The 19,465-nt window shown below is 71.2% G+C and carries 17 protein-coding genes; 7 read left to right on the forward strand and 10 right to left on the reverse strand.

What is annotated here, in order from left to right; translation table 11 throughout:
• Positions 1-29 precede the first annotated feature (29 nt).
• Positions 30-1,685, forward strand: coding sequence for a sulfatase (locus tag AB0M02_RS31345; protein ID WP_364233355.1), 1,656 nt, complete (start codon positions 30-32; stop codon positions 1,683-1,685).
• Here AB0M02_RS31345 and AB0M02_RS31350 read toward each other — a convergent pair.
• Entirely contained in the window at positions 1,682-2,644 is a 963-nt protein-coding gene (locus tag AB0M02_RS31350) for a nitroreductase (protein WP_364233357.1), read from the reverse strand. The two genes, AB0M02_RS31345 and AB0M02_RS31350, sit on opposite strands and share 4 nt — an antisense overlap.
• 70 nt (positions 2,645-2,714) lie before the next feature.
• Between AB0M02_RS31350 and AB0M02_RS31355 the strand changes: the two genes are divergently transcribed.
• Both AB0M02_RS31355 and AB0M02_RS31360 read left to right on the forward strand, forming a co-directional pair.
• A complete protein-coding gene (locus AB0M02_RS31355) occupies positions 2,715-3,254 on the forward strand; it encodes a GNAT family protein (protein ID WP_364233359.1) in 540 nt (179 codons plus the stop codon).
• Positions 3,255-3,261: 7 nt separating this feature from the next.
• Positions 3,262-3,936, forward strand: a complete 675-nt coding sequence (locus AB0M02_RS31360) for an adenosylcobinamide amidohydrolase (RefSeq protein ID WP_364233362.1) — start codon at positions 3,262-3,264, stop codon at positions 3,934-3,936.
• 89 nt (positions 3,937-4,025) lie between these two features.
• On the opposite strand, the gene AB0M02_RS31365 is transcribed toward AB0M02_RS31360, so the two are convergent.
• Positions 4,026-4,613, reverse strand: a complete 588-nt coding sequence (locus tag AB0M02_RS31365) for a DUF1684 domain-containing protein (protein WP_364233365.1) — start codon at positions 4,611-4,613, stop codon at positions 4,026-4,028.
• 18 nt (positions 4,614-4,631) lie between these two features.
• Entirely contained in the window at positions 4,632-5,096 is a 465-nt protein-coding gene (locus AB0M02_RS31370) for a substrate-binding domain-containing protein (RefSeq protein WP_364233368.1), read from the reverse strand.
• Positions 5,097-5,211: 115 nt separating this feature from the next.
• Here AB0M02_RS31370 and AB0M02_RS31375 point away from each other — a divergent pair, with 115 nt between their 5' ends.
• Entirely contained in the window at positions 5,212-6,216 is a 1,005-nt protein-coding gene (locus AB0M02_RS31375; RefSeq protein ID WP_364233370.1) for a methyltransferase domain-containing protein, read from the forward strand.
• Here AB0M02_RS31375 and AB0M02_RS31380 read toward each other — a convergent pair.
• Positions 6,176-7,213 carry a hypothetical protein gene (locus AB0M02_RS31380; RefSeq protein WP_364233373.1) on the reverse strand — a complete coding sequence of 346 codons (1,038 nt, stop codon included), beginning with the start codon at positions 7,211-7,213 and terminating at the stop codon, positions 6,176-6,178. The two genes, AB0M02_RS31375 and AB0M02_RS31380, sit on opposite strands and share 41 nt — an antisense overlap.
• A 93-nt stretch (positions 7,214-7,306) precedes the next feature.
• Here AB0M02_RS31380 and AB0M02_RS31385 point away from each other — a divergent pair, with 93 nt between their 5' ends.
• The 3 genes from AB0M02_RS31385 to AB0M02_RS31395 are packed head-to-tail and all read left to right on the forward strand — an operon-like array spanning position 7,307 to position 11,590.
• Positions 7,307-8,449, forward strand: a complete 1,143-nt coding sequence (locus AB0M02_RS31385; RefSeq protein WP_364233374.1) for an NAD(+)/NADH kinase — start codon at positions 7,307-7,309, stop codon at positions 8,447-8,449.
• Between the two features lie 12 nt (positions 8,450-8,461).
• Complete coding sequence (locus AB0M02_RS31390; RefSeq protein ID WP_364233377.1) at positions 8,462-10,120, forward strand: FAD-dependent oxidoreductase; 1,659 nt, start codon at positions 8,462-8,464, stop codon at positions 10,118-10,120.
• Between the two features lie 3 nt (positions 10,121-10,123).
• Positions 10,124-11,590 carry an ATP-binding protein gene (locus AB0M02_RS31395; RefSeq protein ID WP_364233379.1) on the forward strand — a complete coding sequence of 489 codons (1,467 nt, stop codon included), beginning with the start codon at positions 10,124-10,126 and terminating at the stop codon, positions 11,588-11,590.
• Between the two features lie 3 nt (positions 11,591-11,593).
• Here the strand turns inward: AB0M02_RS31395 and AB0M02_RS31400 are convergent, their stop codons facing one another.
• From AB0M02_RS31400 to AB0M02_RS31425, 6 genes are all read right to left on the reverse strand, one after another.
• Positions 11,594-12,097, reverse strand: a complete 504-nt coding sequence (locus AB0M02_RS31400; RefSeq protein WP_364233382.1) for a DUF664 domain-containing protein — start codon at positions 12,095-12,097, stop codon at positions 11,594-11,596.
• Positions 12,087-12,767, reverse strand: a complete 681-nt coding sequence (locus AB0M02_RS31405) for a hypothetical protein (RefSeq protein ID WP_364233385.1) — start codon at positions 12,765-12,767, stop codon at positions 12,087-12,089. The genes AB0M02_RS31400 and AB0M02_RS31405 overlap by 11 nt, the downstream gene beginning before the upstream one ends.
• A 10-nt stretch (positions 12,768-12,777) precedes the next feature.
• A complete protein-coding gene (locus AB0M02_RS31410; RefSeq protein ID WP_364233387.1) occupies positions 12,778-14,121 on the reverse strand; it encodes an MFS transporter in 1,344 nt (447 codons plus the stop codon).
• 356 nt (positions 14,122-14,477) lie between these two features.
• Positions 14,478-15,422: a hypothetical protein gene (locus AB0M02_RS31415; RefSeq protein WP_364233389.1), complete on the reverse strand. Its 945-nt coding sequence runs from the start codon at positions 15,420-15,422 to the stop codon at positions 14,478-14,480.
• Between the two features lie 382 nt (positions 15,423-15,804).
• On the reverse strand, positions 15,805-17,682 hold the full coding sequence (locus AB0M02_RS31420; protein WP_364233392.1) for a prolyl oligopeptidase family serine peptidase: 1,878 nt from the start codon (positions 17,680-17,682) through the stop codon (positions 15,805-15,807).
• 4 nt (positions 17,683-17,686) lie between these two features.
• Positions 17,687-19,459, reverse strand: a complete 1,773-nt coding sequence (locus AB0M02_RS31425; protein WP_364233394.1) for an N-acetylglutaminylglutamine amidotransferase — start codon at positions 19,457-19,459, stop codon at positions 17,687-17,689.
• Positions 19,460-19,465 lie beyond the last annotated feature (6 nt).

Consider the following 19,465-nt stretch of genomic DNA (forward strand, 5'->3'; position numbering starts at 1 on the left):
TCGGCGGCGCCCTGGCGTATGAACAGAGCGTGAGCCCAACCAAGCCCTACCGCCGAGTCCTCCGGCACCTGACCACGGCATTCGCCGCGGTCCTGGTTTTTCTGGCACTGATCGTGCCGGACCAGATCTTCCGGCTGCCGCCCGGAAACTCGGTCTCCACCGCGCTCCTGCGCGTCCCTGTCGAGGCGCTCGTGGCCGGAGTGATCCTGCTCCTGCTGCCGCGCCGGGCCCGGACACCGTTCGCTGCCGCCCTGGGCGTGCTGCTCGGGCTGCTGACCGTGGTGAAACTCGTGGACATCGGCTTCTTCGCGGTGCTGGCCCGCCGCTTCGACCCGGTGCTGGACTGGGCTCTGTTCGACGACGGCTTCAACTTCATGACCGACTCGCTGGGCCGGGCCTCCGCCATCGGCATCGCGATCGGCGCCGTCGCCCTCGCCGCGCTGCTGGTCGCCGGGATGACCTGGGCGGTCCTGCGGCTGAGCGGCATCCTGACCGCCCACCGCGTCGGGGCCTGGCGGGGCCTCGGCGCGGTGGGTGCGGCATGGGTCGGCCTGTTCGCGATGAGCTTCCAGCTGATCGGCGGCATCCCGGTCGCCTCGCACACCGCCGCCGACCTGGCCGCGCACACCGCCCTGGCGCTGCCGAACGACCTGGCCGACCGCAAGCGCTTCGCCGAGGAGATCGCCGTCGACGCGTACCGGGACCGCCCCGGCGACCAGCTGCTCACCGCGCTCAAGGACAAGGACGTGATCGTCTCGTTCGTGGAGAGCTACGGGCGCGACGCCGTGGAGAACCCGGCGTTCAACGCGCCGGTCGTGGCCAGCCTGGCGCAGAACAGCGAGAAGCTGGCCGCCGCCGGGTTCGCGTCACGCAGCGGCTGGCTCACGTCGTCGACCGCGGGCGGCGGCAGCTGGCTCGCGCACGCCACGTTCCTGTCGGGGCTCTGGATCGACAACGAGCAGCGGTACCGCAGCCTGGTGGCCACCGACCGGCTCACCCTCACGAGGGCGTTCGGGCACTCCGGCCACCGCACCGTCGGCGTCGAACCCGGCATCACGTTCGCCTGGCCGGAGGGAAAGTTCTACGGGTACGACCACATCTACGACGCGCACACCCTCGGCTACAACGGCCCGGCGTTCAGCTGGTCCACGATGCCCGACCAGTATGTGATGTCGGCCTTCCAGAAGCTTGAGTACGCGAAGAAGGACCGCGGGCGGCTCCTCGCGGAGATCACTTTGACGTCCAGCCACACCCCGTGGGCGCCGGTGCCGACCATGCTCGACTGGGACAGGGTCGGGGACGGCAGTGTGTACGGGCCGATGGAGGCGGCGGCGGACTCGCCCCAGACCGTGTGGAAGGACAACGACAGGATCAAGAGCGAGTACGCGCGGTCGATCGCGTACTCGATCGACAGCCTGCTCTCCTACATGGCGAAGTACGGCAGGGACGACCTGGTGATGGTGTTCCTCGGAGACCACCAGCCGGCGCCGGTCGTGGTCGGGCAGAACGCCACCCACGACGTGCCGATCACGATCGTGGCGAAGGATCCGAAGGTGCTCGACCGGATCGCGTCCTGGGGCTGGACCGACGGCCTCAAGCCCGCCCCGGACGCGCCCAATTGGCGGATGGACACCTTCCGGGACCGCTTCCTGGCGGCTTACGGCCCCGAAGGTGACCCGCATTAAACGACCTCGATGACCTGGCCCGCCGGAAGTCGTGGCGTGCGGGGCGGTGCGGACTCGGCCGGGTCCAGGGTGCCGAGGCGGACCGCCAGGAACGGGTGGCCGGTGCCGGCGAGCATGCCGCGCAGCGTGTGCCGGGTGGAGGGAATCTCCACCGGGCCGCTCAGCGGCAGCAGGCTCACCGCCTGTTCGGTAGCGGCCAGCCACAGCCGGCTCAGCGCCTCACCCGCGCGCAGCCAGTCGGCGTCGTCGTCGCCCGAGCCGTACAGGACCGCGTAGCTGGCGGCCTGGTCGTGGCCGCCGCCCGCCTTCAACGTCCCCCTGGTCTGGAAGTCACGCTCCGCGACGGTCGCCAGCGGAACCTCCTCGGGCAGGGCCGAGGCCGGGATGCCGGTGCCCTCGTCGCGATCGCCGCCGACCCACCGGGCTGTCTCGGACCGCAGGCGGTCGTCGGTGTCCTCGGCCTTCTGCGCGTGTTCGACCGCCACGGCCAACTCGATGACCTGGTCGCGATCGAGCACGTGCAGCCGCGCCCCGCCCTCCTCGGTCTCCTTGATCAGATGCCGCAGAGTGTCCGCGGGAACCGCGTCGTCGGTCACCGTCCGCCGGTCGGTGCGGCGGACCTGCAGCATCTGCAGGTGCCGGGTCGCCTCCGGGTGTGCCGCCTCGCGCTCGACCGGCCGCAACACCGCGAGGGGCTCGGCGGCCGGCCGCTCCACCTCGAACCGCCAGCCCTCGGCGGTCAGCGCGACCTGCGCGTGGTGAAGGGCGGTGCCGCAGCTCAGCAGCAGCATCCGCCCGTCCGGGTCCTGTGCCGTCAGCTGCCGCTCGGCTACCCCGTGCAGCTCCAGCCGCCCGTCCCGGACCACCCAGCGCCAGGGCTGGGTGTTGTGGATCGACGGCGCGAAGCGGGCGGCGTCGGCCGCCTGTACCAGTGCTCGCGTGACCTCGTCCTCGCTCATACCCCCATGGTGCCCGAATTGCCAGGTCCCGGGTACGGACCTAAGACCCTTCCGTAGTTACGCTGCCCGGGTGTTCTCGATTGATCTGGGTGACGGGGCGGTTCTGCGGCCGTTGGAGCCGTGGCAGGCCGAGGAATTTCTGGCGCACATGGACCGGGCCCGCGCCACGGTCGACCCGTGGATCCCGTGGGCGAGCATCAGCACGGATCTCGCTTCGGCCACCTCGACACTGCGGAGGTACGCGGACCGGCAGGCCGCCGACTCCGGGCGCCTGTTCGGTATCTGGCTCGACGGCACGCTGGTCGGCGGCACGATGTTCGTGGCGTTCGACGCCGCCGCCGGCAACTGCGAGGTCGGCTGCTGGCTGGAGCCGGCCGGGAGCGGGAAAGGCCTGATCACACGGGCGGTACGCGTCCTGATCGACTGGGCTTTCCGCACGCGGGGGATGCACCGGGTGGAGTGGCTCTGCGACCCGAACAACGTGGCGAGCTCCAACGTCGCCAAGCGCCTCGGCATGACCCGGGAGGGCCAGAAGCGGCAGTCCTACCCGTGGCAGGGCACCCGCCGCGACACTGAGATCTGGGCCGTCCTGGCACCGGAATGGACGTAGTACGCCGATGTTCGCCGAACCGTCGCTGACCCACCGCAGGGAGGGCGGCCACGATGTGCCGCTGCTGCTCTGGCGTTTCCCGGAGCCGTTGCTCGCGGTCTCCAGCGCGGTGCTCGGCGGCGGTGTCGGCGTACGCGAGTGGCTGATCAACGCGAGCGTCGCGATGTCGTACGCCCGCCCCGACCCGGACGCGCACCTGTCCGAACTCGCCGCCGAGCTGGGACTGTCCGGTCCCGGGATCGGCCTGCTGACCGGTGTCGACGTGACGGACGTGGTGTCGGCGTCCGACGACGGCGTACAGGTCTATGCCACGGTCGGCCTCGGCGCGCCGATCCTGGCGGCCGACCCGTCGGCTGTCGGTTTCGGTCACGAGCCGGGCACCGTCAACATCGTCGTCGGGATTCCGCAGCGGCTGTCCGACGGTGCGCTGATCAACGCGGTGGCCACCGCCACGGAGGCGAAGGCGCAGGCGCTGGCGGAGTTGGGCCTTTCCGCGACCGGGACGGCCACCGACGCGGTGTGCGTGCTGTGCCCGGTCGGAGGCCCGGCCGGCGGTCCGGTCGCGGCGTACGGCGGGCCACGGTCGAGGTGGGGCGCCCCGATGGCCCGCGCCGTTCACCGGGCCGTCCTCGACGGCGGCGCCACCAACCTCGCGACTCGCCGCTCCTGGTCCGGCGTGTGAAGTTCAGCCCCCACCCGCACCCGAACTCCACACGCACCAAAAGCGGAGCGGGAGGCGTGTGGAGTTCGGCCTCCATATGCACCCGAACTTCACACGTGGTAGGTGAGTTCGCCGGCCTCGATCCGAGCGGCCACCCGGTTCTCGGGCGGGGCGAGGGGACATGCCCACTCCGGGTCGTACGCACAGCTCGGGTTGTAGAGGTAGTTGAAGTCGAGCCGGACCCGATCACCTCCCAGCCAACTCAGGCCGCGTCCGTGCGTACCCTTGACAGAATCGGTCAGATAGCGCCCGCCCCCGTAGCTTTCGCCCCCGCAGGTCCCGTCCCTGACCGGCAGGAACAGGCCGCCGCCGTAGGCGGCTATCCACCAGAGCGAGAGCTCGCCGAACGGCGTCTCGAGAATCCCGGCCCGCGAATAGCCGATCACGCCGTCCGGCCCGCCGGTGTCCACGTCGAGCGAGCCCGGCGCCGGCCGCAGACGCACCTCGACGACCGCCGCGGTGCTCTCCGGGAAATACCTCAGCCCGGCGAACCCGGGCCGGTCGGCGGCGGGGATGGGTGACTGCGGGTGGGTCGCGAACAGGTCGTCGCGGCGCTTGCGGAAGTCCGCCAGGCCGGTCGCCTCCAGATACATGCGGGCGACGGTCGCGCGGAAGTCGGCGAGTTCAAGAGCCTCCATGACCGACAACGCTAGCGATCACGGGCGGAGAAGACCGGTGTCCGTGAGCACACGCTTGCCGTCGCCCTCCAGGACGAACGTGACGAAGGGCTCGCCGGGCTCGGTGACGGCGATGATGCTGAGCAGGCCGGACCCGATGCTCTCGGCCTGGCCGAAGCTGAAGCCGGAACTGGTCACCGTCGCCATGGCGGACGGGTCCTCGGTGACGAACACCTCGGCCGCCTGACCGCCGGTGATCTGCCGGGCCAGGTCGATGCCCTCGCCGTACGTCAGGACGATCTCGGTCGACGGGTTCTGCACCTCGAAGCTCGTCTCGACCTGGTCGAACGACTTCTTGAGCGACTCGTCGGCCAGCACGCGGACCTGCTGGAGACCGGCGGCGGGCGGGGAGGTGGGCGCGGTGGTGCCGCCGGGGCCGTCGCCGCTCTGGGCGCAACCCGCCAGCGCGAGGGCGGCGGTCAGTGCCACAGCGGCCTTCCTCATCCGCCTACTGTGCCAGCGAAAATCCCGGCAGTCATTCCCACCGGGGACATACCCCGACAGAACGGGCCGGGCCCGGGCGTTGCGCACGTCACACCCACCCCGTCATGCTGGTGGCGTGCCGGAACGCATCGCCGAAGTCACCGCCCTGCTCGCCGAGGTGCTGGCGCCGCGTGCCCCGCTCACCGTGATCGTGGACGGCGGGGACCCGGGTGCCGCTGCGGCCTTCGCCGCCCGGCTGGCAGCCGCCTTTCCGTCCACCTCCCGCGCGTGGAACGTGGACGCCGTCCTCGGCCTGACCGGTCCCGGCGGGAGCGTCTTCGACTCTGCGCTCAACGTCCTGGAGCCCGCCACCGACCGCATCCTGGTGTTCCTGCGCGGCGGGCCCCGGCACCGCTTCGCCGAGGGCGACGGCGAGCGCCGCGCCCAGGTCGTGATCGACCATCGCGACCCGGAGTGGCCGGTGATCCGGCAGATCCACCCCGACCTGGCCGATCCCGACAGGTGGTATCTGTCGGAGAGCCGCGCGTTCTTCGCCGCCCGGGCCGCCGACTGGGACACCAAATTCGGCGACGACATCCCGCGCTACACCGAGGCGGTCCGGCTCGCCGGGGTACGCGCCGGCCAGGTTGCCCTGGACGTCGGCTGCGGCACCGGCCGGGCACTGCCCGCACTCGCCGACGCCGTGGGGCCTACCGGACGGGTGATCGGGCTGGACTTCACGCCGGACATGCTCACCGCCGCGCAGAAGGCGCACCGGGACGAGTGCGCCGCGCTGGTGCTCGCCGACGCCCGGCGCCTGCCGGTGGCCGACGCCTCGGCCGACGTGGTCTTCGCTGCCGGGCTGGTCCACCACCTGCCCGACCCGGTCGCCGGCCTGGCCGAACTGGCCCGGGTGACCCGGCCCGGCGGAACCCTCGCGATCTTCCATCCCACCGGCCGCGCGCAGCTCGCCGCCCGGCACGGCCGCACCCTGCGCAAGGGCGAGCCGCTGAGCGAGGAGCGACTGGGCCCGTTGCTCGCCGAGTCCGGCTGGCAGCTGCGCAGCTACGAGGACGTCCCGGACCGCTTCCTGGCCGTCGCTAGTCGCGGCGAGGCCACCAGCGGCGCTTCTTCTCAGTGAGAGGCTGGGGGTTCTCGTCGCGGGAGAGGACGGCCAGCGCCGCGGCCCGGTCGTCCGGCGTGCAGCCCGGCGTGATCAGCATGAGGTGGGCGAGCGACTCCTCGATGGTCACCGGCCGAGGGGCGTTGAACGCGGCGGCGAAGCGGGCCCGCACCAGGCTGTAGACCTCCGGGCGGCGGGCCGGTTCCCGGTACGCGGCGGTGACCAGCGCGAACAGAGCGGCGTCCGCGGTCCAGTCCTCGACGCCGAGCGCCAGGTCGACCAGCACCTCCCACGCCTGGGCGGGGTGGTGCAGGATGCCGAGGCAGACCCACGGTTGCATCAGGCGGTACCAGTAGGTGGGCGTGGACTTCGCCAGGTACTCCCAGCGGGGGGTGTCCGGCGGGCCGGGCAGGTGGGCGAGCAGTCCGAGCAGGTCCGGCAGCGGCACCTCGGCGAACGGCCGTGCCTGGACATAGCCGGACAGCGGTGACGTCCACGGCTCACCGCCGACCTCGCGGAGCACCCGGACCGCGTCGGGCGACGGCACCGGCACGGTAGGGACCGGCAATTCACCGTCATATCGCCATATAGCGTGACGGCCCCGTCGCATCGGTGCCCGAAGGTCTGGATCCGGAAAGTCTGATATGCCGATCTCGACCTCACGCATCACCCGGATGCTCGCGGCGATGGCGCTGGCCGGCTCGGCGGCGGACAGAGCGAGCCTGATCGGGCCCACCTCCTCGCCCTGCGCCAGCCGGGCACCGACGTCGTTGGCGACGTTGCAGATCGCCTCGCCCGGCATCGGCACCCAGTTGAGCCACTTCCGCGTCGAACCGGCCATCGCGAACAGCACGTCGGTCGACGAACACGGATGCGGGCTGTCCACGATCGCGACCAGATCGGTGACGTCACCACCGGCGCGGAACTTGATCGCACGGCGCGCCTCGTCCCGGTGCGGGAAGGCCTGATCCTCGGACAGGCGGAGCAGCTCGGCATCGACGTCGCCGTTGACCATGGCGCGGAATCGTAGCAGCGGATACGACGGCCGGTAACCCGCCGGAAACCGGGCGGCTCGCCGATCCGTGCCCGGTCGTGCAAGGCTGCTCCCATGGGCATGGTTAAGGTCGTCGGTCTCGTGCTGCACCCGCGCCGGGACTGCGGCTCCGCGGTGGACGCCATCGTCAACTGGGCCGCCGAGCGGGGTGTCACCGTGCTCGGCCTGCCCGACGAGATCACCCGGATCGCCTGCGACGCGGTCCCGGTCGAGGTGGAGGAGATGGTCGAGCGCGCCGGGCTGCTGGTCAGCCTCGGCGGCGACGGCACCATGCTGCGCTCGATGCGGCTGGTCGAGGGGCGTAAGACGCCGGTCCTCGGTGTGAACGTCGGCCGTCTGGGCTTCCTCGCCGAGGTGGACCTGCCGGACCTGCAGGAGGCGCTGTCGTCGATCGACGAGCACTCCTACACGGTCGAGTCGCGGACAGCGGTGCGGACCGTCCTTCCGGACGGGCGCGAGGTCACGGCTTTCAACGACATCGCTTTGGTACGGGTACCAGGTCACGGATTGGCGGCCGTCGGCATCCGGGTCGAGGGCAGCAACTTCGTCAACTACGCCGCGGACGCCGTGATCGTCTCCACTCCCACCGGTTCGACGGCGTACAGCTTCTCGGCCGGCGGCCCGATCGTCTCGCCGAACGTGCAGGGCCTGATCGTGAGCGCCGCCGCCGCGCACTCCTCGTTCAACCGGTCGCTGGTTCTGGACACCTCCGAGCACGTCGCGCTGGAGGTGCTGCCGACCAGCGGCCGCCTCGCCATCGAGGTCGACGGCATCATCGAGGGGTACGCGGAGCCCGGCGCCTGCCTGGAGATCCAGCCTCTGCCCAGCGCCGCCCAGGTGATCCGTTTCGGGCGTACGTCGTTCTACGAGCGGGCCCGGCGCAAGCTGCGGGTCGAGGGCAGCGCGCAGGCCGGCAACCCGAACGCGGGGGACGCCGTCGTGGTGGACAGCTTCGAGCAGCAGCGCTACGAGGTGCTGCTCGGTGGCGAGATCGCCGGGATGCTGCACTACCGCCGCCACGACGACCGCGTCGAGCTGCTGCACACCGAGGTCGACCAGGTCTTCTCCGGTCGCGGGCTGGCGGGACGGCTCGCCTCCGCCGCGCTGGCCGACGCGCGCGCCCGGCGGCTGCCGGTCGTCGCCACCTGCCCCTACGTCGCGGGATACCTCGAACGCCACCCCGAGAACGAGAGCTGAGGACAACGACACATGGGCCAAGCCGCCATCCTCACCGTCGACGACGATCCCTCGGTGTCCCGCGCCATCGCGCGTGACCTGCGGCGCCACTACGGCGACCGGTACCGGATCGTCCGTGCCTCGTCGGCCGCCGAGGCCCTCGAAGCGCTGCGTGAGCTGAAGCTGCGCGGCGGACGGGTCGCCGTGATCCTGGCCGACTACCGGATGCCGCAGATGAACGGCATCGAGTTCCTGGAGCAGGCGATGGACCTGTTCCCGCACGCGCGGCGGGCGCTGCTCACGGCGTACGCGGACACCGACGCCGCGATCCAGGCGATCAACGTGGTGGACGTCGACCACTACCTGCTCAAGCCGTGGGACCCGCCGGAGGAGAAGCTGTACCCGGTTCTGGACGCGCTGCTCGAGGCGTGGCAGGCCACCGGCGACAAGGAGCTGCCGGACATCCGGGTGGTCGGGCACCGGTGGAGCGAGCCGTCGTACCAGATCCGCGACTTCCTGGCGCGCAACCTGGTCCCGTACAAATATTTCGGCGCCGATGAGCCGGAGGGGCGCCGCCTGCTGGAGGCCGCGGACTCCGGGCCCGAGGCGGTCCCGCTGGTGGTCACCGCCGACGGGCGGGCGCTGCCCCGGCCGACCGTGCAGGAGGTCGCCGAGGCGGCCGGGCTGTCCACCAACCCGGGTCGCGACTTCTACGACCTGATCATCGTGGGCGGTGGTCCGGCCGGGCTCGGCGCGGCCGTCTACGGTGCCTCCGAGGGACTCAAGACGCTGCTCGTGGAGCGTCAGGCGGTCGGCGGGCAGGCGGGGCAGAGCTCGCGGATCGAGAACTACCTCGGGTTCCCGGACGGGATCTCCGGCGCGCAGCTGGCCGACCGGGCGCGGCGCCAGGCGGGAAAGTTCAGCGCCGAGACCCTCAACACCCGGGAGGTCGTGGGTCTGCGGGCGGACGGCTCCGCGCGTACGCTCACCTTCGCCGACGGCGGAGAGGTCTCCGCCCACTCGATCGTGCTGGCCACCGGGGTCTCCTACCGCCCGCTCGTCGCCGACGGCGTGGCCGATCTGACCGGTTCCGGTGTCTACTACGGCTCGGCCTCCACCGAGGGCCCGGCGTGCGCCGGCTCGGACGTCTACATCGTCGGCGGGGCGAACTCGGCCGGGCAGGCCGCACTCTTCTTCTCCGGGTACGCGAGAAGCGTCACCCTCCTGGTCCGGGGCGACTCCCTCGAAGCCTCGATGTCCTACTACCTGATCCAGCAGCTCGCCCAGGTGCCCAACATCACCGTGCGGACGCGGTGCGAGGTGATCGGCGCGCAGGGCGACGGCCACCTCCAGGCGATCACCATCTGTGACAGCAAGGACGGCACGAAGGCGACCGTGGAGTGCGGTTATCTCTTCGTGTTCATCGGGGCCGAACCGCGGACCGACTGGCTGGGCGACGCGGTGGCCCGGGACGAGCGGGGGTTCATCCGGACCGGCCCGGATCTGCTGGCGAACGGGGACCGCCCGCGGGGATGGGATCGGGACCGGGATCCGTTCTATCTGGAGTGCAGTGTTCCCGGCATCTTCGCCGCCGGCGACGTCCGGGCCAACTCGGTCAAGCGAGTGGCCTCGGCGGTCGGCGAGGGCGCGATGGCCGTCACGCTGGTCCATCGCTACCTGGAGGCGCAGTAAGTCATGACTGCTGAAACCGAAGAGGTCCGGCTCGAGCCCTGTGAGCCCGGCGCGCTGAGCCCGGCCGAGCTGAAGACCCTGTTCCTGTTCGAGAAGCTGACCGACGAGCAGCTCACCTGGATCGCCGAGCACGGCTGCACCATGCGGGTGCCGGCCGGTGGTCTGGTGCTGCGCGAGGGCGACCCCGCCGAGGCGTTCTTCGTGCTGCTCAGCGGCACGGTCTCGCTGACCCGGCGGGTCGGTGAGGACGACATCACCACGACGCGCACCGAGCAGCGCGGCGTCTACATGGGCGCGACCAACGCCTACCTGCGCGACGACGGCGTGCCCCGCACCTACATGGCGTCGATGCGGGCGCTCTCCGACAGCGAGTTCTTCATGCTGTCCGCCACCGACTTCGGGTGGCTGATGCGCGAGTGGTTCCCGATGGCGATCCACCTTCTCGAAGGCCTCACGCTCGGCATGCGCAACACCCAGGCGGCGATCGGGGAACGGCAGCGGCTCGCCGCGCTCGGCGCCCTGTCGGCCGGGCTCATGCATGAGCTGAACAACCCGGCCGCGGCAGCCTCCCGGGCGACCGGTGCGCTGCGCCAGCGGGTCGCCGCGATGCGGATGAAGCTCGGCAAGCTGGCTGCCGGGAAGGTCGCGCCGGACCGGCTCGTCGCGCTGCTCGAACTTCAGGAGGAGGTCATCGAGCGGGCCGCCAAGGCGCCGGCGCTGACCGCCATGCAGACCGCCGACCTGGAGGACGAGCTCGGCGACTGGATGGAGGAACGAAACATCACCGCCGGCTGGGACGTCGCACCGGTCTTCGCGCAGGGTGGCATCGACGTCGACTGCCTCACCCAGATCGAGTCCCGGGTCGCCTCACCCGAGCTGCTCGACCAGGCCATCCACTGGATCGGGTACGCACTCGAGACCGAGCAGCTGATGAGCGACATCGAGGACGCCACCGGCCGGGTGTCGAACCTGGTGAACGCGGCCAAGCAGTACTCGCACCTGGACCGGGCCGCACACCAGTGGATCGACGTGCACACCGGTCTGGACAGCACCCTGGTCATGCTCGCTCACAAGATCGGCGACGTCCGGGTGGTGAAGGAGTACGACCGGTCGCTGCCGCAGGTGCCGGCTCACCCGGCCGAGCTCAACCAGGTCTGGACCAACCTGATCGACAACGCGGTCCAGGCGATGAAGGGCGAGGGCACGCTGACCGTTCACACCTACCGGGAGGACGACCGCCTGGTGGTGTCGATCGGGGACACCGGGCCGGGGATGCCGCCCGAGGTACGCAAGCGGGTCTTCGAGCCGTTCTTCACCACCAAGCCGGTGGGGGAGGGTACGGGACTCGGGCTCGACATCTCGTACCGGATCGTGGTCAACGGCCACGGCGGTGACATCACCGTGGAGTCCAAGCCGGGCGACACGAGGTTCCTGGTCCGCCTCCCGCTGAGCGAGCCGGCCTCGGCCTGAGCTTCAGGAGAGCAGGCCGCGGACGTACGCCGCCTGGCCCGCGTGCTGCGCGTCGTCGTCGTACACGCTGACCAGGCGGACGCCGAGTGTCACGGGCGGATCCCAGTTCTCGTCGACCACCCGGTCCAGGTCGGCGGCTGTCAGACCGCGCAGGTAGGTCAGCGTCCTCTCGTGCACCGCGGCGTAGTAGTCCAGCAGCACCTGAGCGCTCTCCGGGGCGACGGCCGCGACCTGGTCGGCGGTGTGCGCGTATCCGGTGTCGTCCGGGTCGGGCTTGAGCCCGAACCGGGGCGCCCACTCGCCGGAGAGGTAGACCTGCTCGCCGCCGATCAGCTCGGTCAGGTGGCTGTCCTGGACCCGGGTGAGGTGCCAGACCAGCCAGCCGACGGTGTTCGCTCCCTTCCGGGGTGACCACCTGAGCTGGTCGGGGGACAGGCCCTCGACAGCCGTGCTGACCAGCTCCGGCAGCCGGCCGAACGCGTCTTCCAGAATGTCCTCAGCGTCCACTGCCGGCGCCCTCCTGCTGGTTGCTCCCGTCCTGCTCGGTTTCGTCGCCCGCCGTGGGGGCGTCACCGGTCGCCGGGGGTTCGGTCACCTCACCGGTCGCTTCGCCAGTCGGCTCCGCCGGTGCGGTTGTCTCCGCGGGGGCGTTCGGTTCGGTGGTCTGCTCGGTGGTCTGCTCGGTGCTTTCCGGCTGCGGCGAGTCCGATTTATCGGAATTGTCGGAGAAGTTGAGCAGCGTGGGGCTGCCGCCGTCGCGACCGTTCACCGCGTCCGCCGCGGTCTTGCCGGCCATCAGCTCGAACGTGGTCAGCGCGCCCAGGGCGACGACGAACAGCGCGGCGGCCACCAGACCGACCCGCTTCCAGTGAATCCTCCTCGGCTCGGTCTCCTGCTCCGAGGGCGGTTCGTGGGCGGCGGTCACCTCGGGTGTGCCCACAGCGGCCGGTGCCGTCACGAACGCCTGCTGCAGTTTCCTGGTGCCCCGGTCGATCGACCGGTGGTAGACCTCCGTGCCGACCGAGCTGATCAGGCTGGCCACGGCCGCGCCGATCAGCGTGCCGGCCACGCCGAGGAACGAGCCGACCACGGCCGCCGAGACCGCGGCGAGCGTGGCGGCGAGAGCCTTGGGGATGTCGATGCCGGACCAGAACCGGGTTTGCGCGTGGTCAGTCATGTGCCCCCTCTCATAAGCGCCAGCTTTTCGCCTTTACCAGTCCGCTCGTCGTTAAACCGGCCACCACGTCGCGAAGGGGACGGAACACGATGCCCTCCTCGGCGGTGAGGCGGCGCCGGGTCAGTCGCCGGGTGCGCAGAATGCCAGCCAGGCCCACGGCGGCGACCAGGAACTGCACCGACATGGCGACCCGGAAGTCGGAGATGTGATAACTCGCACTTCCGCCGGTCCGCGCGTCCAGGATCAGCCCGATCAGCTCGATCGTGAGCAGCGACGCCACGAACCCGCCGACGTTCACCACACCCGTCGCGGTGCCCAGCCTGTTCGGCGGGTTGAACGTCCGCGCGTAGTCGAACCCGATCATCGACCCCGGCCCGCCCAGCCCGAGCGCGACCACCAGCACCACCAGCAGCGCCATCGGTGCCCGGCCCGGCCACGCGATGACCAGGGCCCAGGCGAGCATGTTGGCGCTCACGATGCCGAGCACCAGCCACGACCGCCGCAACGGGTGGCGCTGCGTCAGCATGCCGAGCACCGGCCCGGACGCCATGCCGGTCAGCACGAACAGCAGCAGCAACGAGCTGGCCGCGCCCCGGCTCAGCCCCTCGCCGGCGATCAGGAACGGGATGCCCCACATCAGCGCGAAGACCGTCCCGGTGAACTGCGTCGTGAAGTGCGTCCACAACCCCAGCCGCGTGCCCGGGTGCCGCCACGCGCTGCCCAGGTCGTCGCCGAGCTGCTGCCAGGAGAGCGCGGAGCCGCTGCTCACCCGGCCGCGCGGGGTGTCGTGCACGGCCGCGAGCGCCACCAGCGCCACGAACACACCGGCGCCTGCCGCACCCAGGAAAGCGGTGGTCCAGCCGGGACCGGCAAGAAGAGCAGCAAGGGGTACGGCAGACAGCACCTGCCCCAACTGACCGACGATCCCGGTCACCTGAGTCAGCACGGGAACCCGCCGGGCGGGGAACCAGTGCGGAACCAGCCGCAGCACGCTGATGAACGTCATCGCGTCACCGGCACCGACCAGAATCCTGGCCGTGACCGCCCCGCTCATGTCGTCCGCGAGCGCCATCATCGTCTGCCCGGCCGCCATCAGCAGCGCCCCGGTGATCACCAGCCGCACCGACCCGAACCGGTCGAGCAGCAGCCCCACCGGAATCTGCAGCCCCGCATAGACCAGCAGCTGCAACACCGCGAACGTGGCGAGCGCCCCCGCCCCGATCCCGAACCGCTCCTGAGCGTCGAGCCCAGCCACCCCCAGCGACGTCCGGTGCAGCACAGCGACGACATAGGCGGAGAGCGCGGCGGACCACACCACCCAGGCCCGAGCGGTCGAGGGTAAGGGCAGCGACATGGCTTCAACCCTTTCTCGCCCCACCCACCCCCGGCAACGTGCGCCTCCTCACCCACCCTCCACCCCCGCCCCCCGCCACCCGCCCCCCCGCCCCGCCCCGCCCTGCGCCGCGCCGCGCCGCCCTGCGCGCCGCCCACCCCGCCCCGCCCTGCGCCGCGCGCCGCCCGCCCCGCCCCGCCCTGCGCCGCGCGCCGCCCGCCCCGCCGCGCGCCGCGCGCCGCCCGCCCCGCCGCGCGCCGCGCGCCGCCCGCCCCGCCGTCGTCGCCCCTTTCACTTGTGTCCCGCCGGAGGACAGGCGAGATCTTGGAGGGTTTGGGCTCGTATGCGGGCGCAAGTCGCCAAGATCTGTGAGTGGGTCACTGCGGGGCGGTGATGTCGAGTGCCTCGCGGAGTTGGGCGGCCACCGCGGCCGGGTCGGTGCGGACCAGCCACGCCGGGAAGCGCAGGATCCGGTCGCCGCGGAGCCAGATCCGGTTCTGCCGTACCTGGTCGTCGCTCCACTGCCGGACGCTCATGTGATGTGAGCCGTCGATCTCGACGTGGAGGTGGGCCGCTTTCCAGTACGCGTCGAGGAAGCGTCGGCGGCCGTCCGCGTCGGTGCGGTGTACCTGTGTGTCGGGAGCTGGAAGGTGATGTCTCCGGCACAGTGCCAGGAAGTCGACTTCGGAGAGCGCCGTGGCGCCGCCCTCGACGTCGGCGATCGTCGCCTTGATCAGACGCCGGCGCCGGGCTGTCGGGAGCAGCTCCAGCACGGCCCGGAGTTCGGCCGGGTCGACCCTGCGCTGCTGACACGCGCTCAGGATCATCAGCTGGGCCTCGCGCTCGCCGGAAGCCCAGCTCGCGGCGTCGACGACCGACCGCGCGATCGTCGTGCGCGGCGGCTGGCCGACCTGGCAGTGGCTCGCCGGCAGGACACAGGTCCGGTGGACGCGCACCCCGGGCATGTCCGCGGGCAGTTTGGGCAGCCGGTCCGAGCAGCGCCGTACCGCCGGGACGACGACCTCGATGGGCTCGGCCACCAGCGCTCGAACCCCGCCCTCGGCGGCCGCGGTGTGCCCGGCGAGCCGCGCGCCGGGCCCCGCCACGAGCACCGCGACCCACAGTTGCTGCGCTTGGGCGAGCCGCCCGTTCTCCGACAGCAAGACGCCGCGGCAGATCGAACGCCACCGCCCCTGACTCAGGTGCCGCCGCAGGGCCGCGCGGCCGATCAGCCCGATGGCCTGAGCTGTGGTGAACACTCCCGCCTGTTCGTAACGCACCCAGTCGAACTCGTCAGCGTCCCGCCCCGGAAGCTCGCGCACCACCCGATGCTGGCCGATCCCCGCCGCCGCCGCTCACCCCCTGTGGACAACCACCCCCGCCCATGGAGATCTTGGAGAGTTCGGGCTCACATACGGGCAAAACCCTCCAAGATCTCACCGGCGACCGGCGACCGGCGACCGGCGACCGGCGACCGGCGACCGGCGACCGGCGACCGGCGACCGGCGGCCGGCGGCCGGCGGCCGGCGGCCGGCGGCGGCGAGCGCGGAGCAGGAAGCGGGGAGTAGGGAGCAGGAAGCGGGGAGCGGGGAGTGGGGAGTGGCGAGCGGGGAGCAGCGAGCGGGGAGCAGGAAGCGGGAGCGGGGACCGGGGAGCCCCGGGGACGCGGGGAGCCCCGGAGCCGGTGCGCGCGAGGCGGGTGGGTCAGGGGAGTAGGTAGCGCTCGAGCCACTCGATCGTGGCGGTCAGGTATTCGGCGCGGGAGGAGCGGTGCAGCAGTTCGTGGCCCTCGCCGGGGAAGAGCAGGTAGCGGTGCGGGTGGCCGCGCTCGGCGAGAGCCGTCACCACCTGTTCGGCCTCGATCACCGGGACGTTGCTGTCGTTCTCACCGTGCACGACCATCAGCGGCGCCCGCAGCCGATCAATGCGGTGAATAGGCGACAAATCCCGCAATAGTGCGGCATCCAGCACCGGATCCCCATACTTGCTCACGGCAGCCGCCGCAATCCACGGCTCCGTGCACTCATAAAACGTCATAAAGTTGGACATGCCGCAAACGTCGATGCCGACGTCGAACAGCTCCGGGAACGACGTCAACGCGGCCAGCGTGAGATAGCCACCGTAGGACCGCCCCATCACCCCGACCCGCCCGGCGACTCCACACCCCCGCAGGTGCTCGACACAGGAGCGGACATCCTCGATCGCCCCGTAACGAAGCCCCAGATTGTCAGCGTCCACGAACGACCGCCCGAACCCCGACGACCCGCGCACATTGGCCGCGAACACAGCGATTCCGCGGGCCACCAGCGCCTGGAACAGGGGTCCGTGGCCCGGCCGCTCCTGCGCCTCCGGCCCGCCGTGCAGCCAGATCACCGTCGGGTGCGGGCCGGGGCCGGACGGCCGGAACAGCCACCCGGTCAGCGCAAGGCCGTCGTGCGCCGGGAAGCGTTCCAGCGTCGGGCGGACCGCGTCCGGGCCGGCGGGCTGCGCCGAGACCGCCTGCACCGAGCCGCGCGACCAGACCCAGACTCCGTGCGGCTGGCCCGGTCCCTCCGCGGTGAATCCGAGCACCGATCCGTCGAAGCTCCACGCGAGGCCGCCGGCTACCGGGCCGGGCAGCGGCGAGATCACCGCCGGGACGCGATCCCCGTCGTGGTCCAGGTCGATCAGCGCGACTTCCGACTCTCCGCCACGGACGTTGAACAAGACCGCAGCGGTACGCCCGTCGGCTGTCACCACAAAATCCTCGACCTCCCCGAGAGTCGGCGCTACGACCTCGGGAAAACGCGAGGCCGACAGGTCGGTTCCGGCGGCCGTGGGGGGAGGGGGGAGTGCGGCGGCGCCGGCCCGGTCGGCGAGTGAACGAGTCGGCACGGTCGCGGCGAGGACCTCAACGGCGTCACCGGCGATGCGGAGGAGAGCCGGGAACTCGCCGTCCTGGCTGAGCGCGTACACACAACCGCCGCCGGGGCTGAAGACGGCCTGTTCTCCGCGGGTGAGTGGTTTCTCCGTACCGTTGGAAAGGTCTTTGAGAATGACCTGGCGGGCACCTCGCGGCCCGTGCCGCAGCAGTGCGAAACGCCCGGCCGGGTCCATGTCCAGAAGCGAGAGAAGGTCGCCCCGCGCGACCACCCGCCGGTCCCCGGTGACCACGTCGATGACCAGCGCGGTGGTCAAATTCTCGGTGAGGGCGAGCTGCGGGCGGCCCGGCAGCCAGCGCATGTTGTCCGCGGTGTCGGTGCCGAAGCCGGCGATCTGGTGCAGGTCCGAGCCGTCCGGCCGGATCAGCCAGATCTCCTGCCGGGGAGCGCCGCCGGGTGCGATCTGGCAGGCGAGCCAGCCGCCGCCGGAGGACCAGCGCACGGCCGAGACGGGCTCGGGACCGGTGTCGACGCGGAAGGCCAGCTCGCTACCGACCGGCTGCACCCAGACCGCGGGCACGCCACCCCGGTCGGAGATGTAGGCCATGTGCCGCCCGTCGGGTGACAGCGTCGGCGACCAGTTGCCGGCCACCTCCGACGGGACGGAACGCCAACCGGCGGGCAGGACGGTGACGTCGACGCGATGGAGCTGACCTTCCATCTATCTAGACCCCCTTGTTCTGCAACCACATCTCCAGCAGCGCGAGCTGCCACAACTGGTTCGCCCCGAGCGTGGTGCGCGGGGTGTTCGGGTCGGCCAGGAGCGCCTCGACGTACTCCGGCCGGAACAGTGCCCGGTCCCGTGCGGCCGGTGCGTGCAGCGCGTCACGTACCTTCTCCAGCATCGGGCCCTCCAGGTGCCGGATGCCCGGCACCGGGAAGTAGCCCTTCGGCCGGTCGATGACCGCGTCCGGGACGAGCCCGCGGGCCGCGTCCTTGAGGACTCCCTTACCGCCCTGAGCCAGTTTGATCTCGGGTGGGCAGGCCGCCGCGAGCTCCACCAACTCATGGTCAAGAAAAGGTACGCGTGCCTCCAGGCCCCACGCCATAGTCATGTTGTCGACCCGTTTGACCGGATCGTCGACGAGCATCACCTGAGAGTCGAGCCTTAGTGCCGCGTCGACGGCCGTGGTCGCGCCGTCACGGCCGAAACTCGCCGCCACGAACTCCCGGCTGACGTCCGCGTCGATCAGCCACTGCGGGTTGAGCTGGCGGGCCAGGTCGGCGTGCGGACGGTCGAAGAACTCCTTCGCGTACGCCTCGACGGCCTGCTCCCGGGGGACACCGGCGAGGGGTGGATACCAGCTGTAACCGGCGAGGATCTCGTCGGCCCCCTGCCCAGATTGCACCACCTTGACACTCTTCGCAACATCTTCGCTGAGCAGGTTGAACGCGATGCAGTCGTGGCTCACCATCGGCTCGCTCATCGCCTCGACGGTCCGCTCCACCGCCGGCAGGAACCGTTCCTGACCGATCCGGATCTGGTGGTGCTCGGTGTCGAACTGCTTGGCGATCAGATCGGAGTACTCGAACTCGTCACCGCTCTCCCCGCCGCCGCCCTCGAACCCGATGCTGAACGTGGTGAGCCCGTGCTGCCCCTGCTCGGCCAGCAGCGCCACGATGAAGCTGGAGTCCAGACCACCGGAGAGCAGCACGCCGACCGGCACGTCCGCGACCATCCGCCGCTCGACGGCGGTTTTCAGTGAGGCTCTGACCGCCTCCGCCCACTCACCCCCGGTCATCTCCCGGGTCCGGGTGAAGGATGCCTCCCAGTAGACCCGCTCGGTCGACGTCCCGTCCGCCTGGATGACGCGGACAGTGGCCGGCGGCAGCTTGCGGATCCCGGAGAGGATGGTCCGCGGTGCCGGTACCACCGAGTGGAACGTCATGTAGTGCTGCAGCGCCACCGTGTCGATCGTGGTGTCCACGCCGCCCGCGGCGAGCAGCGCCGGCAGGGCCGACGCGAAGCGCAGCCGCCCCGGCGACTCGGCCAGGTACAGCGGCTTGATCCCGAGCCGGTCCCGGGCCAGCGTGACGGTGCCGGTCGCGTGCTCGGCGATCGCGAACGCGAACATGCCGAGGAACCGGGTGACGCAGTCCGTGCCCCAGCGGTGGTACGCCTTGAGGATCACCTCGGTGTCCGACGTGGAGAAGAAGGTGTATCCGTACCCGCGCAGTTCCTCGCGGAGCTGCCGGTAGTTGTAGACGCACCCGTTGAAGACCACGGTCAGCCCGAGCTGCTCGTCGGTCATCGGCTGGCGGCCGTTCTCCGACAGGTCGATGATCTTCAGCCGCCGGTGGCCGAGGGCGATCCGGCCGTGCTGCCAGAGGCCGTCGCCGTCCGGGCCGCGCGACTCCATGCAGGGCAGCATCCGGCGGACCGTCTCGGCGTCCGCGGGCCGGTCGCCGTACCGCAGTTCACCGGCGATTCCACACATGGGCTT

This window comes from Actinoplanes sp. NPDC051861 (genome assembly GCF_040681145.1).
In the GTDB taxonomy this organism is placed as follows: domain Bacteria; phylum Actinomycetota; class Actinomycetes; order Mycobacteriales; family Micromonosporaceae; genus Actinoplanes.

Bases quoted from the DNA above. Each gene is read 5' to 3' on its own strand.
- AB0M02_RS31395 (WP_364233379.1), top strand. From the start codon at position 10,124: ATGACTGCTGAAACCGAAGAGGTCCGGCTCGAGCCCTGTGAGCCCGGC.
- AB0M02_RS31360 (WP_364233362.1), top strand. From the start codon at position 3,262: ATGTTCGCCGAACCGTCGCTGACCCACCGCAGGGAGGGCGGCCACGAT.
- AB0M02_RS31390 (WP_364233377.1), top strand. From the start codon at position 8,462: ATGGGCCAAGCCGCCATCCTCACCGTCGACGACGATCCCTCGGTGTCC.
- AB0M02_RS31365 (WP_364233365.1), bottom strand. From the start codon at position 4,613: ATGGAGGCTCTTGAACTCGCCGACTTCCGCGCGACCGTCGCCCGCATG.
- AB0M02_RS31425 (WP_364233394.1), bottom strand. From the start codon at position 19,459: ATGTGTGGAATCGCCGGTGAACTGCGGTACGGCGACCGGCCCGCGGAC.
- AB0M02_RS31410 (WP_364233387.1), bottom strand. From the start codon at position 14,121: ATGTCGCTGCCCTTACCCTCGACCGCTCGGGCCTGGGTGGTGTGGTCC.
- AB0M02_RS31420 (WP_364233392.1), bottom strand. From the start codon at position 17,682: ATGGAAGGTCAGCTCCATCGCGTCGACGTCACCGTCCTGCCCGCCGGT.
- AB0M02_RS31380 (WP_364233373.1), bottom strand. From the start codon at position 7,213: ATGGTCAACGGCGACGTCGATGCCGAGCTGCTCCGCCTGTCCGAGGAT.
- AB0M02_RS31385 (WP_364233374.1), top strand. From the start codon at position 7,307: ATGGGCATGGTTAAGGTCGTCGGTCTCGTGCTGCACCCGCGCCGGGAC.
- AB0M02_RS31405 (WP_364233385.1), bottom strand. From the start codon at position 12,767: ATGACTGACCACGCGCAAACCCGGTTCTGGTCCGGCATCGACATCCCC.
- AB0M02_RS31370 (WP_364233368.1), bottom strand. From the start codon at position 5,096: ATGAGGAAGGCCGCTGTGGCACTGACCGCCGCCCTCGCGCTGGCGGGT.
- AB0M02_RS31350 (WP_364233357.1), bottom strand. From the start codon at position 2,644: ATGAGCGAGGACGAGGTCACGCGAGCACTGGTACAGGCGGCCGACGCC.